This is a genomic window from Halogeometricum sp. CBA1124 (assembly GCF_009741955.1).
Lineage (GTDB): Archaea > Halobacteriota > Halobacteria > Halobacteriales > Haloferacaceae > Halogeometricum > Halogeometricum rufum.
Window position 1 is genome coordinate 1 of sequence record NZ_WPCD01000097.1, and the last position, 12,992, is coordinate 12,992.

The 12,992-nt window shown below is 67.1% G+C and carries 9 protein-coding genes and 5 pseudogenes; 6 read left to right on the forward strand and 8 right to left on the reverse strand.

The genetic code is table 11. The features are described from left to right. The 4 genes and pseudogenes from GJ632_RS12380 to GJ632_RS12395 all read right to left on the reverse strand — a co-directional run. Positions 1–400, reverse strand: a pseudogene (locus GJ632_RS12380) (glycine cleavage system protein T); the annotation flags it as partial. A 252-nt stretch (positions 401–652) separates the two neighbouring features. Continuing rightward, complete coding sequence (locus GJ632_RS12385; protein ID WP_191453113.1) at positions 653–964, reverse strand: hypothetical protein; 312 nt, start codon at positions 962–964, stop codon at positions 653–655. After that, positions 964–1,335: a helix-turn-helix domain-containing protein gene (locus GJ632_RS12390; RefSeq protein WP_089807883.1), complete on the reverse strand. Its 372-nt coding sequence runs from the start codon at positions 1,333–1,335 to the stop codon at positions 964–966. Before GJ632_RS12390 ends, GJ632_RS12385 begins: the two co-directional genes overlap by 1 nt. 300 nt (positions 1,336–1,635) lie before the next feature. Continuing rightward, the gene (locus tag GJ632_RS12395) at positions 1,636–2,820 is read right to left on the reverse strand and encodes a sigma-E factor regulatory protein RseB domain-containing protein (protein WP_191453116.1); all 1,185 of its coding nucleotides are present in this window, start codon (positions 2,818–2,820) and stop codon (positions 1,636–1,638) included. Positions 2,821–3,065: 245 nt separating this feature from the next. Between GJ632_RS12395 and GJ632_RS12400 the strand changes: the two genes are divergently transcribed. Next, positions 3,066–3,956, forward strand: coding sequence for a hypothetical protein (locus GJ632_RS12400; RefSeq protein WP_191453117.1), 891 nt, complete (start codon positions 3,066–3,068; stop codon positions 3,954–3,956). 132 nt (positions 3,957–4,088) lie between these two features. Further along, complete coding sequence (locus tag GJ632_RS12405; RefSeq protein ID WP_197427986.1) at positions 4,089–4,889, forward strand: CPBP family intramembrane glutamic endopeptidase; 801 nt, start codon at positions 4,089–4,091, stop codon at positions 4,887–4,889. Positions 4,890–5,091: 202 nt separating this feature from the next. Here the strand turns inward: GJ632_RS12405 and GJ632_RS12410 are convergent, their stop codons facing one another. The 3 genes from GJ632_RS12410 to GJ632_RS12420 form a co-directional block, all read right to left on the reverse strand. Continuing rightward, complete coding sequence (locus tag GJ632_RS12410) at positions 5,092–5,514, reverse strand: ester cyclase (protein WP_191453120.1); 423 nt, start codon at positions 5,512–5,514, stop codon at positions 5,092–5,094. Between the two features lie 168 nt (positions 5,515–5,682). Then, positions 5,683–6,120 carry a hypothetical protein gene (locus GJ632_RS12415; protein ID WP_191453121.1) on the reverse strand — a complete coding sequence of 146 codons (438 nt, stop codon included), beginning with the start codon at positions 6,118–6,120 and terminating at the stop codon, positions 5,683–5,685. A 493-nt stretch (positions 6,121–6,613) separates the two neighbouring features. Beyond that, entirely contained in the window at positions 6,614–7,405 is a 792-nt protein-coding gene (locus tag GJ632_RS12420; protein ID WP_191453124.1) for a winged helix-turn-helix domain-containing protein, read from the reverse strand. Positions 7,406–7,632: 227 nt separating this feature from the next. Between GJ632_RS12420 and GJ632_RS12425 the strand changes: the two are divergent. The 4 genes and pseudogenes from GJ632_RS12425 to tuf all read left to right on the forward strand — a co-directional run bounded on the left by GJ632_RS12425 (position 7,633) and on the right by tuf (position 12,656). Next, positions 7,633–8,647, forward strand: a pseudogene (locus GJ632_RS12425) (DMT family transporter). A 198-nt stretch (positions 8,648–8,845) separates the two neighbouring features. After that, positions 8,846–10,203, forward strand: a pseudogene (hflX, locus tag GJ632_RS12430) (GTPase HflX). A gap of 143 nt (positions 10,204–10,346) precedes the next feature. Beyond that, a complete protein-coding gene (locus tag GJ632_RS25380; RefSeq protein WP_197427987.1) occupies positions 10,347–11,042 on the forward strand; it encodes an NUDIX hydrolase N-terminal domain-containing protein in 696 nt (231 codons plus the stop codon). Positions 11,043–11,392: 350 nt separating this feature from the next. Then, positions 11,393–12,656 (forward strand): annotated as a pseudogene (gene tuf, locus GJ632_RS12440) (translation elongation factor EF-1 subunit alpha). Between the two features lie 23 nt (positions 12,657–12,679). Here tuf and GJ632_RS22140 read toward each other — a convergent pair. Then, positions 12,680–12,992: pseudogene (locus GJ632_RS22140) on the reverse strand (hypothetical protein); the annotation flags it as partial.

A 12,992-nucleotide genomic window follows, 5' to 3' on the forward strand; every position in this document is an offset into this window, starting at 1 on the left:
TCGTCGCGGTGGTCGGTCCACCGGGCGTGCATCTCTTCGTCGTGACCCGCGTTCGGGACGAACAGATACCGTCTGTCCTCCTCGTCCGGGAGGCGATAGACGACGGTGTCGTCCAGAATCGTCCCCTCGCGTCGGTGATCATCGCGTACTGCGAGTCGCCCGGGTCGAGGAGCGTCACGTCGTTCGTGGTGAGCCGTTGCATCAGGGTCGTCGCGTCCGGACCGGACACCTCCACCTCTCCCATGTGGGAGACGTCGAAGATACCGGCGGATTCGCGGACGGCCGTGTGCTCTGTCCGAATCGAGTCGAACTCGACCGGCATGTCCCACCCGCCGAACTCGGTGAACTTGGCGTCACGTGCGGCGTGAGCCTCGCGCAACGGCGGTTTGCGAAGGGCCATGACTGGAGGTTGGGTCGCGGCAAGTAATGCTTTGGTATGTCGGTCCGTGCGGCCGCAGGTTCGTATCTCCACCGCCATACACGACATGACGCGATAGCAAATCGGGAACGTCCCGAACTCGACACTGTCTCGGGAGTCGACCGGGTTCCGGCGCAGTCGCTCACGGACGACGGGGGTCGCATCTCTCTCGGGAGAACGAGTCGCGGGCGCACGCGAAGAACGAGACAGACCGGGTCCACGTCCGCGGGCGGCCTAACCGCGCGAGTGGAGCGAGTAAGCGATGAGCGTGACGCCGAGGAACTGGAACAGTCGCGTGAGGAGCGTGAGCGACTGCTGATACTGCAGTCCGAGGTAGCCCTCGCGGAGGAGCACCGACCCGACGAAGGCGATGCCGAACGCGACGGTGGTGAGGAGGAACAGGCCCGCGGAGAGCGCCCGCATCGCTCGACTGTCGTGGCGGCGGTAGCCGCGGTACGCCTGATAGCCCACGTAGCTTCCGACGAGGGTCGACCCGAAGGCGAGTCCGACGATGACCCAGTCGGCGACGACGGTCACGGGCGCCATCAGAGGTCCTCCCACATCCTCGTGAACCGGTCGGCGGTATCGCTCTCGTCTTCGCCGGCGAACGACTCGTCGTCCGTGCGCGTCAGGGACGCCTCGAACGACCCGGCGTCCAGTTCGATAGACACCTCCGAGAGCGTGGCGGTGTAGACGCTGTAGTGGTTGTTGCTGGTCCGAATCTCGGTCCGTTCGTCGAGGAGGCCGTACGCTCGTAATCGTTCCACCCGGCGGTAGACCGTCGGTTTTGACATCTCACATTCGTCGGCAAGCTGTTGTGCGGACATTGGTCTGATACTCGTCGCTGTGAGGATGTCGCGCGCGTACTCGTCGCTGAGGATGTCGAGAACATCGCCCAGCTCTGGGTCCTCACTCACGTGTCGGTCGAACGACCGCCTGTTAGACTATTAGGCCCACGGGTTTCGGCCACGGGCCCGTGGCGGTCGGTTCGGGACGGAGGCTCCGTGGTGGGTCGGAGCGGTACGGTGGCGCTGTGGAGGGGGTGCTGCGTCAGCGGTGACTGCAACGGGGCCGCGGTGTGCTGTCAGAGGGCACGTCACGGTGCTACCGGCGGGGCAGCGCGTGGTCGACTCGGTGGGCCCCATTGCGATTCGACCGAGGGACCGTCGCACAATATAAAAGGGGGGCGAGTTTCTGACCCGGAAACTCGCGCGATTTCAGGCTGAACAGCCCACCGACCGGCCGACTTCGATCAGCCGGTCCGTCTCGACGCCGGTTCCCCGGACGGTGTAGCCGTACCCCTCGCAGTTCCACGAGAGCGAGGTGGTCGGCCCGTCGTCGATGGTCGCGGGCTGGCCGCCGACGCTCACGTCGCGTTCGTCGGGGTCGATGTCGAGCGTGTAGTTGAACGTCGCGACCGTGAGTTCGCGTCCGCCGTCGGCGTAGCGGAGTCCGACGCCGTCGATGCGCCCGGTCGTTCGCGTGGCGTAGACCAGTTCGAACGACGGCGGCACGGTCGGCGCCGGCACCGAGAGGGAACTCCGCGCCACCAGGTCGGCCCGGCTTCGGTACCACTCCGTGCGAGGCGTGTCCGGACGCTCGACCGTCGTGTCGGCGTCTACCTCGGGGCGGAACGTGCCCGTCGGCACCGGCGCGTCGAACGTCACGTTCGCGTACGTCGTCGTCACCGACCGCCGGGTGTCGTCGTCGGGCCACTCGGTCTGCGTGCGCAGGGGGTAGAACCGCTCCGCGTCGAGCCACAACCGCTGTCGGTAGCGTGCCTCACTCCCGTCCGCCTCGGGAGCGACTTCGAGCACGTACGCCTCGCGCCCGCCGACGGTGTCTGTCTCGACGAACTCGACGGCGTAACTGGCGTTCGCGTCGGCTCCCGGAGCGACGCCGGTGTGTCGCGGCAGGACGGGCAGCGGCGACACGCCGACCGACCGGGGCCGGCCCGCGTCGTCGGTCAGCCCCGCGGCCGCGACGAGTGCCTGCAGTCGGAGACCGGTCCGGGAGTCGGTCGGGGGCCCCGTCAGGTCGATGGCGGTCACGGCGTTCCGGCCGGTCTCGTGGAGCCAGAGCGTCGACCCGTTCGAGACCTGCAGTCCGTACCGTCGGTCCGAGGCGTCGGCGAAGCGGACCCGTCTCCGGTCGGTCCCCGGGACGAGCGTGACGCTGGCGACGTGCCGAGACGTGACGGTACCGTCGGCCCGCATCGTGACCGTCCGCGTTCCGGTCAGCGAGTCGACGGCGCGGTAGCGCTCGGTCACGTTCGCGTCGACCGAGGGGCTCGCGTCCCCTATCGCGCCCCCCGAGGTCCAGAGGAGGGCGGGGACCGCGAGGCAGAGGAGCGAGAGCGCGACGAGCGTGCGTCGGGTGAGTCCGAGTGGAAGGCTGTTCATACAGGGGGCACGGTGACTCGTGGTTCAACTACCTCTGGTATAGCTGATGGCTAAATACTTCTGGATACGCGACTCTGTTGAAATCCGTATCTGACGACAGACGATGTGTGCTGAATACAGAGGATATAGTCAGCATTTCAGCCCCTCGATTCGCTCTCCAATGCACATTCCGACCATCGGCTTGCAGTCCAACATTGGAGGCGGCGTCCGGTAGAACGATGGGGTGAGCCACCCCTTGGTACGGTATGGCCGACGAAGACGACGGCCCAGCGCAGTCGCCGGAGTGGGCCACGGAACGGCCTCCGGGCGAGGTGCTCGCCGTTGCTGGCAACGAGACGCGCCTGTCGATAATACGGGCCCTGTTCGAGGCAGACGGCCAACACCTCCGGTACGCGGAGCTGATGGACGCCGTCGAGATGGACGATAGCGGCCAGTTCAACTACCACCTCTCACAGCTCGTCGGCCCGTTCGTCCAGCAGACCGACGACGGCTACCACCTCCGGCACGCCGGCGGCCAGGTCATCGGCGCGGTCATGGCCGGGACCTACTCCGACGAGCGGTCGCTCGGACCGGTCGAGGTGGCGACGCCGTGTCCCACCTGTGACGGGTCGCTGCTCGCCAGCTACGACGGTGACGTCGCCCGCATCGGGTGTGACGACTGTGGGACCGTCGTCACGCACCACAGCGTGCCCCCCGGCATCTTCGAGGGATACCAGCCGACCGACCTGCCAGCGGTCCTGGGCCGGTGGGTCCGCCACGAGTTCGCCCGGACTCTCGACGGCTTCTGTCCGGTGTGTACCGGCCGAACCGACGGCTCGCTCGGCACGCCCGAACATTCGGCCCAGAACCGGGTCGGCATCGAGCTCGTCTGTCGTCGCTGTGGGATGCGGTTCACCGGCGCGGTCGGCAGCGCGGTGCTCGACCACCCCGTCGTCGTCTGCTTTTACCACGACCATGGCATCGACTTCCGGACGATTCCGATATGGGAACTCGACTGGCTTCACGACGACTCCGCGGACCTCGTGGGCGGAGACCCACCGGAGGCCGAGCTCACCATCGAACTCGACGACGAACGGCTCGTGATGACGCTCGATGACGACCTCGCGGTCGTGGCCACCGAACGGCAGCCGACCTAGCCCCACCGTGTGAAATCATCTTCACAGACAGTTCAAGCCGCCGAACGGCGTCGTACCAGTATGGACAGTTCGAATCAGTATCCGAAGCGGCGTGTCCGACGACAGAATGCTCGCGGATCGCTTCGCTGGTCGGTGTGGACGTATTTCGCGCTCGTGGTCGCCTGCTCGTGGACGCTCTGGTTCGTCGGGCTTCCGCGAACGAGCGGGACCACCCAACTGCTCGTGGTGCTGGCGGGTGCCTGGAGTCCGACGGTGGTCGCGGTCGGGATGGCAACCGCAGCGGGCGGCCGGGCCGGCGCACGGCGACTGCTGGTGCAGTTGCTGCGCTGGCGGGTCCCACTGCGGTGGTACGCAGCGGCGGTACTATCGGTGCCCTTGGCGGTCGGCGCATCGGTCGCCGTCGCACTCGCGGTCGGGGGGCGTGTGCCGGCGGTAACCACCCCAGGGGATATCGGGTTGGTCGCCGTTCCGGTCGTGTTTCTGGTGAACGTCTTCGTCGGCGGGCCGCTCGCGGAGGAGCTCGGGTGGCGTGGGTTCGCACTCCCCCTGCTGACCGAGCAGTTCGGGGCACGTGCTGGTGCGGTCGTCGTCGGGGTCGTCTGGGCGCTGTGGCACCTGCCGTTCTTCGTGCTGGCTCCCGAGATCGGCGTTACGGGTGGCTTCCTGCTGTGGGCGTACGTGCCCGTGGTGGTCGCGTGGTCGGTGCTGGTCTCCTGGGTCGTGGTCAACGCCAGGGGGAGCGTGCTGCTGGCGGTCCTGTTCCACGCCGCCGCGAACACGACCCTCGGAACGCTGGCCGTCGTCTCCGCTGAGGCCCCTCGTCTGCTGGTCGCGTTCGTGGTCGTGCAGGTCGTCGTCGCCGGACTCGTCGCAGTCGTCACCGGCCGAACGCTCGGCGCAGCGGCCGACGAGCGCTCGACGGGGGACTGGTGAGAGTGCCGAGCAGGTTTTGCATTCCCTCAGTCAGTCTAGAGAGTGCTGCCTAAGCGCGCTGAGTTCAGCACGACCGCAGAAACCTCGCCGAACGCTGTCAGAAAAGGCGTGCAACACTCAGAGGATGTAGCCAGCAAACGTGTCGCGCACAGTGAACACGTAGAACGGTCAGACTGGCTTCATGTCGAAAGAAACAGCGTTCTTACTCCTCAAGGAAACCGAGTTGCTCGGCTATCTCCCGAGGGTCGTAGTACATCCGCTCCTCCTGTATCTTGCCGTCCGCGATGACGAACTTCGACATCCCCTTGTGCTCGAACGTGCGCCCGGTCGGGGGGAGACCGTTGAACTCGCCTTCGTGCGTCCCTGTTGCCGTCCACTCGGTCATGACCATCTCGGCGTCTTCGAGTAGGGCTTCAGGGGTGATTGTGAAGTCAGGGAAAGCGGTCCGAAGTTCACGGACGTATGCATCGAGAGCGTCAGGTCCGTGCACTTCACCACCAGGGGCGCTTGGTTCGTAGGCCACGAATGAATCGGAGACCGAGTCTGTCTTCGAGTCCTCTCCATTCCATAGCGCGAGGTAGGCGCTCATGGGCTGTTCGTGTTTGGTAGAGACGATTGCGGTCATGGTTCTAGTCACCTGACCTATACTTCGGGTCAAAACAGTATGTATTTGTCAGGTGCGTCTCAGGCTACGAGAACCACTGTCTCTCGAATGGTGGTGACCGACTCGCGCCCTGAGTTCAGCACGGCCACAGAAACCTCACCAGTTGCTGTCAGAAAGTGCGTGCAACACTCAGAGGTTCTGTTCAGCAATTCGGCGAACTGCAGTTCCGATACCAAAGCCGAGTGTTCCCACGATGGCAGCAGCGATCACCCCACCGACGGTGGCAACTCCGAGTAGTTCCACTATTCCCGGAGCTTCGTCGGTAAATCCGAATCCGAGTCCGATGCCACGGTAACTCAGGATGACCCCAATAACAGGAGTAAACGTGAGCAACCAGCTCAGCATTACCCCTCCATTCGAGTATGCTTGTACCGCAACGAGAACGGTGAGGAGGACAGCATAGCCTTCCCACCAAAGGAGAGGGTGCAGCTTCGTGTAGCCTACCGTTCTCGTTGCCGAAAAGTACAGAAGTGACACGACGAGGAGTACTCCAGCACCGATACTCCACTGCCTCGTTCGTTTTCCATTTCTGCCCAGTAGGAGGGTTCGTGTGTTGGCGGTGACCATGCAGAAACAATTCTCATCTCTCTACTAAATCCGTGTGTATGACGTGACCGACTCGCGCCCTGTATCCAGCAGGACCGCCGAAAGAGATCACCGATTGAGGGTTTCAACAACGCCGGATACGCGGTGCCCGGACGAGCCGAGAACAGCGACGGGGTGCCTCCGTCGGCGCGGGGGCGGGAGCGGTGACGAGCGTTCGCGAGTCCCGCACGACGCCATCCCACGTCGCGTCGGAACCGTCGTCAGATGCCCGGTCCGTGTGACTCGTCCCCTGCCCGCCCCACACGTTCTCTGTGCTCTCTCGCGCCTAATTCGCTCTCACTCGATAGCGAGTGTCGGACGAACGGAGCGGCTATACAACTAGTGGGCGGTGGGCGCGCGGACCGACTCGCCGACCGGACGGCGAGAGCGGCTAGAAGCACCGAGTCGCGGCGTCGGGAGCGCCGACCAAGCGTGTGAGGGACCGACAGGTGGTCGGGAGTCGTCCCGTCGCTCGTTACTCCAGGTCGTCGACGTCCAACGGCGACGCCGCCCGCCAGTAGCGTTCGTGTGCCTCGCGCGCCCACGACAGGACGGCGTCGTCGTCGGTGTCGAGTGCCGCGCGGAGTAGCCCCTCGTCGTCGCGCAGGAGGAGGTGGACCACGTCGTCGGTGATGGTCACCGCGAGCGGAATCGGCCCCTCGTGGAGGCGAATCTCGGCCGCCTCGGAGTCGAGCAACGCTTCGAGGCGTTGCCGCAGCGTCGAGTCGTGCGCGATGGCGTCGAGCGCGTCCGGCGAGAAGACGCCCTCGAACGTCTGAGCGCCCTCCACGGTTCGTTCGGTCACCACTTCGAGGCTCTGTTCGTTGAACGCGTGCGAGAAGATGCGGACGTGTGAGGACTCTTCGAGCAGTTCGAGGACGCGTTGCACGGGCGCGCCGGGTCTCGTCCGCGTCGGCACGGTGATGGTCGCGTCGCCGAGTCGCCCGAGGTCGAACCCCAGCGACTCCGTCGGCAACCACTCCGCCACGTCGCGCAGTTTCAGTTCCGTCTCCATCGTCTCCCAGAGGTCGGTGAACGCCTCGGCGACGAGGCGACCGGTGGCCGTCGCCACGTACCGGGTCCCGTCGTGCGTTATCCACCCGCGGTCGGTGAAGTCGCCGAGGATGCGACCGAGCGTCGGTTGCGAGGCGCCCGTCTCCGCCTCGAGTTCGCGGCGCGTCGCGGCCCCCTCGGTCAGGGCGTCGAGCACCTCGACCCGGTTCGCCGAGAGCGCGAGGAACTCGATCTCTTCGAGTGCCGAGTCCATGGTCGCCGTTGCACCCGGTCGTTCAAAGCTGTTTTCACGCTCTGAAACTCTATCGGGCCGTGAAATCGCGTCGGTGTGTGAAGTAATTTCAGTTTTGGAATTCTTTTCTGGACAAGTATAAACCGATACTGCGATTACGTTCGTGTAGTGATTACCGAAGCAGTCGGACGGTGCGAGCGGGCGAGTCTCTCTGGGAGCCGATTCTCCGGGCGGAGGGGGCGGTAGCGATGTCGCGATACCGGTCGCTGGCGGCGTTTCTCGCCGCGAGCGCGTTCTTCGGCGGGACGTTCGTCGCCGCGAAGGCGGGGTTGGAGTTCATCCCGCCCCTGCTGTTCGTCGCGTTGCGGTTCGACGTCGGGGCGGCGTTGTTGCTCGCGTACGTGGCGGTCAGTCTCCCGCGGGAGCGGTGGCTCCCCCGCACGCGCGGTGACGTCGCCGCCATCCTCGCCGCGGGCGTGTTCGCCATCGGGGCGACGAACGCGCTCATCTTCCTCGGCCAGCAGTACGTCACGAGCGGCGTCGGGTCGATACTCTACAGTCTCAACCCCATTCTGACGCCGGTGCTCGCGGCGTTCCTGCTGTCGGACGAACGCCTCTCGCGCACCGACGCCGTGGGGATGCTCCTCGGACTCGTCGGCGTCGCACTCGTCGTGGACGTCGACCCGACGAACCTGCTCGGCGGCGCCGCCGTCGGCAAGGCACTCGTCGTCGCCGCCGCCGGGAGCGGTGCGCTGGGGAGCGTCCTCATCCGCCGGGCGGACTCGTCGATGGCGGCCACCGCGCGCACCGCGTGGGCGCTCCCCGTCGCCGCCCTGCTGAGCCACCTGTGGAGTCTGGGCGGCGGGCGAGCAGGTGGCGTCCGTCGCGTGGACGCCGACGGCACTCGTCGCCCTCGGCTACGTCGGCGTGTTCTCGGGCGCGCTCGCCTTCGTCGCCTACTTCAGCCTGCTGGACGACGTTGGCGCCATCCGGGGTAACCTCGTGTTCTACGTCGTCCCCATCGTCGCCACGCTCGGCGGGTCGGTGCTCCTCGGCGAGGCGATTTCGGCGCTGTCGATGCTGGGCTTCGCCGTCATCTGTCTCGGCTTCGTCCTCATCGGCCACGAGCCCATCGCGACGGAACTGGCGCGGGCGCGACGCGCCGTCGCCCGCCGGACGGGTTCCGACTCGGGGAGGAACGTCGACTCGGAAGCGGGCGGCGCCGTCGTGAGCGACGTCCCGCGCTGGAGCGACGGCGACTGACTACCCGTCCCTGCGAACGGCTGTCACGCAGCCGACAGTTTCTTCCGACGCCCGCGCACAGTCGGTGTACGGCCATGAAGACCTCCTCCTCGTGCTGATTCGTCCGCGTCGCCGCCGTGCGACGGGACGCTCGCGCCCGCCGAGACGCTCGCGTCTCGGCCGCGCACCGCGCCGGAGACGACCACCAGACAGCACACGATGTCACGACAACGCGACCAGCAATCAGCACGGACGACGGAGGAGACGACAGACGAACGAGGCGGGCCGACGAACGGCGGGAAACCGGCCGTCGTCGCCAAGCGGAGCGACGACGCGCCCGTCGAGACGGGGGAAATTCGCGGCCTCGCGTCGGCGGCGGGGTACCGCGTCGTCGACGCGGTGACGCAGGTCCGCGGCGAAGACGCGGGCACCTACCTCGGGTCGGGCAAGGTCGGGACGCTCGCAGACCGCGTCGCCGAGACGGGGGCGACTGCCGTCGTCGTGGACGACGGCCTGACGCCCGGACAGACGACGACCCTCCGCGAACGCCTCCCCGACGGGACCGCGGTGTACGACCGCTACCGACTCGTCCTCGCCATCTTCGCCGATCAGGCGGGCACCCGGCGCGCGCAGTTGCAGGTGAGACTCGCCCGCCTGAAGTACGCGCTCCCGCGCGTCGAGAAGGAGTCGGACCCGCAGGCGATGAACGTCGCCCTGGAGAAGGGGACGCGCGCGAAGGGCGTCCGCGACCGAATCGCCGAGTTGGAGTCGAAACTGGCGACCCTGCCGGACCCGGCCGAGCGGTTCCGCGCCGAGCGACGCGAACAGGGGTTCGACCTCGTCACGTTCGCGGGCTACACGAACGCCGGGAAGTCCAGCCTGTTGCACCGACTCGCGGACGACCTCTCGCTGGACTCGAACGACGGCCATCCCGACGAGACGGAGTCCGTCTCGGCCGTCGAGGACCGCCTGTTCAAGACGCTGCAGACGACGACGCGCCGGGCGACGCTGGCGGGTCGACCGGTCCTCGCCACCGACACCGTCGGCTTCGTCGACGACCTGCCGCACTGGCTGGTCGAGTCGTTCAGCACGACGCTGTCGGAGGCGGCGGCGGCGGACGCCGTCGTTCTCGTCGCCGACGCCGCGGACGACGCGGAGACGCTTCGAGAGAAACTCCGCCTCTCGCTGTCCGTGTTCGACGCGCAGGGCGTCGCGCGGGAGAACGTCGTCACCGCGCTGAACAAGACGGACCTGCTCTCGGCGGCCGAACGCGAGGAACGCGTCGCCGCGGCGGCCGACGCGCGCCGTGCGTCGTCCCCGTGAGCGTCACCGAGGGCCGAAATCTCGACGCCCTCGTCGCGGCCGTCCGCGACCGACTGCCCACCGCGACGGCGACGCTGTCGATGCCGACGGGCGACGACGCGATGAGCGTCGTCTCGTGGGCGTACGACCACGCGACGGTCGACGCCGTCGAGTACGGTCCCGAGGCCGTCACGCTGACCCTCCGCGGCCGTCCGGACGTGGTCGAACGCGCGCGTGGACGCGCGGAGGCGGTCGAATCGGCCGGGTCGTCGTAGCGAAGGTCGGGTTGCCGTCGTGGGCGACGCTCCCCCGAACTCGCCCCACGCCTCCCGACCCCTCTCGAACGGCCGCATCCGTCCCGAACGTTCGTTCGCTTCGAACAGGTGAGTATATACCCGTCCCTCCGATACCGGCGACCGTGAACCGGGGACGGGAACGAGGGGACGACAGCGACGTCGAGAGCATCGCCGCCGCCGAGGGCGCACGCGCCGACGAGACGGCGGACGCCGAGGGCGTCGAGGTACTGGAACTGCTGGACGAACTCAGGACCATCGCGCAGAACGGGGTCACCTACGCGGAGGACCCGTACGACCGGGAGCGCTACGAGCGAATCCTCGACCTGACGAGCGAGTACTACGGACGGACGCTCGACGCACCGGCCGAGGAGATGCGCGGCCGACTCCGCGGGGAGGCGGGGTACGTGTCGGCGAAGGTCGGCGCGTCGGTGGCCGTCTTCGACGACGCCGACCGGATTCTCCTGATGCGCCGCGCCGACGGCGGCGGGTGGGCGCTCCCGGGCGGGTACGTCGACCCGAACGAGTCGTCGTCGGAGGCGGCGGTGCGCGAGGCCCGCGAGGAGACGGGACTCGACGTCGAACCGGTCGAGTTGGTCGGGACGTTCGACCTGCCGGCCGGCGCGGGGGGGGAACCCCCACTCCGTCGTCACCGTCCTCTACCGGTGTCGCGTCACGGGCGGCGACCTGCGCCTCTCCCACGAGGGCACGGACCTCGCGTACCGCGACCCGAGCGAAATCCCCGCGGACGACTGGTACGTCGGCAACCGCGCGTACGCGCTCCACGCCCGGGAGTCGGTGCGCGAGACCCGGTGACCTGAACGACGCGCACGACCGACGGAGACGAGACGGCACGGACCGACGGCCGCCGCACCTTCTCTCGCAGTGACTTGTCGCCTCTCGCGGAGATAGATTTATATTCCATCCGATAGAATAAGTTACTATGATTGTAGCAAATTCTCACGGAGACGCCGCGCCCACCGCCGACCACCAGGACCGCCGGACGGCGACGTTCGCCGACATGGACCGCCTCATGCGGTCCGTCTAAATCGCCGGAATTTCTGCGTTCTCGACGTTATCAGCTGGGAAACCGTTTTGCTCGTGGGTGTTCATCTAGACACGTTAGGCGTTCCCGCGTCCCGCGCGGACGCGGACGGACGCCGCACCACTCATGAGTGACAAACCACACCAGAACCTCGCCATCATCGGACACGTCGACCACGGCAAGTCCACGCTCGTCGGTCGTCTCCTGTTCGAGACGGGGAGCGTGCCGGAACACATCATCGAACAGCACCGCGAAGAGGCCGCCGAGAAGGGCAAGTCGGGCTTCGAGTTCGCCTACGTGATGGACAACCTCGCGGAGGAACGCGAACGCGGCGTGACCATCGACATCGCCCACCAGCGGTTCGACACGGACAAGTACTACTTCACCATCGTGGACACGCCCGGCCACCGCGACTTCGTGAAGAACATGATCACGGGCGCCTCGCAGGCCGACCACGCCGTCCTCGTCGTCGCCGCCGACGACGGCGTCGCGCCGCAGACGCGCGAACACGTCTTCCTCGCCCGCACGCTGGGCATCGAGACGCTCATCATCGCGGTCAACAAGATGGACGTCGTCGACTACTCGGAAGACACGTACGAGCAGGTCAAGACGGAGGTACAGGAACTGCTGAAGCAGGTCCGGTTCGACTCCGACGACGCTCGCTTCATCCCCATCTCGGCGTTCGAGGGAGACAACATCGCCGAGCACTCCGACAACATGGACTGGTTCGACGGGCCGACCGTGTTGGAGTCGCTGAACAACCTCCCCGAACCGTCGCCGCCGACGGACGCGCCGCTTCGACTCCCGATTCAGGACGTGTACACCATCTCCGGCATCGGGACGGTGCCTGTCGGCCGCGTCGAGACGGGGACGCTCAACGTGGGCGACAACGTCTCGTTCCAGCCGTCGGACGTCGCCGGTGAGTGAAGACCATCGAGATGCACCACGAGGAGGTGCCGAAGGCGGGCCCCGGCGACAACGTCGGGTTCACGTCCGCGGCATCGGCAAGGACGACATCCGCCGCGGCGACGTCTGCGGCCCGGCCGACGACCCGCCGTCCGTCGCCGAGACGTTCCAGGCGCAGATCGTCGTCATGCAGCACCCGTCGGTCATCACCGCCGGCTACACGCCGGTCATCCACGCGCACACCGCGCAGGTGGCCTGCACGTTCGAGTCCATCGACCAGAAACTCGACCCGTCGTCGGGCGAAGTCGCCGAGGAGAACCCCGACTTCATCCAGGCCGGCGACGCCGCCGTCGTGACGCTCAGACCGCAGAAACCGCTCAGCATCGAGCCGTCCTCGGAGATAGCGGAACTCGGCTCCTTCGCCATCCGCGACATGGGGCAGACCATCGCGGCCGGGAAGGTGCTGAGCGTCGACGAGCGGTAATCCACCCCTTTTCGACGCCGCGCTCAGTCTATCGGACAGCCGTTTATCTCCCCGCCGCGCATGCCGTCGGCGAGCCAGAACATCGACAGCAGGAGCGACAGCGCCGCGAGAACGCCCAACTCCAGCCCCTCGAACGGGAGCAACAGCGTCGCGCCGCCGACGCCGACGAGCGACAGGAGACCCGCGAGGACGGCCGTCCCGCAGGCGGCACAGCCGGCTCCGAGGGTGCCGAGGACGACGCCCGCGAGACTCCCGCCGCCGCTTCGCGCGGAGACGCCGTGCTCGCGCAGGTGGTAGACGACCATCGCCACGTCCACGCCGACGAGGGCGGCGACG

What these genes read in the sequence shown, in the direction of transcription:
- GJ632_RS12400 (WP_191453117.1), top strand. Translation starts at nt 3,066, where the DNA reads ATGGCCGACGAAGACGACGGCCCAGCGCAGTCGCCGGAGTGGGCCACG.
- GJ632_RS12410 (WP_191453120.1), bottom strand. Translation starts at nt 5,514, where the DNA reads ATGACCGCAATCGTCTCTACCAAACACGAACAGCCCATGAGCGCCTAC.
- GJ632_RS12415 (WP_191453121.1), bottom strand. Translation starts at nt 6,120, where the DNA reads ATGGTCACCGCCAACACACGAACCCTCCTACTGGGCAGAAATGGAAAA.
- GJ632_RS12385 (WP_191453113.1), bottom strand. Translation starts at nt 964, where the DNA reads ATGGCGCCCGTGACCGTCGTCGCCGACTGGGTCATCGTCGGACTCGCC.
- GJ632_RS12420 (WP_191453124.1), bottom strand. Translation starts at nt 7,405, where the DNA reads ATGGACTCGGCACTCGAAGAGATCGAGTTCCTCGCGCTCTCGGCGAAC.
- GJ632_RS12395 (WP_191453116.1), bottom strand. Translation starts at nt 2,820, where the DNA reads ATGAACAGCCTTCCACTCGGACTCACCCGACGCACGCTCGTCGCGCTC.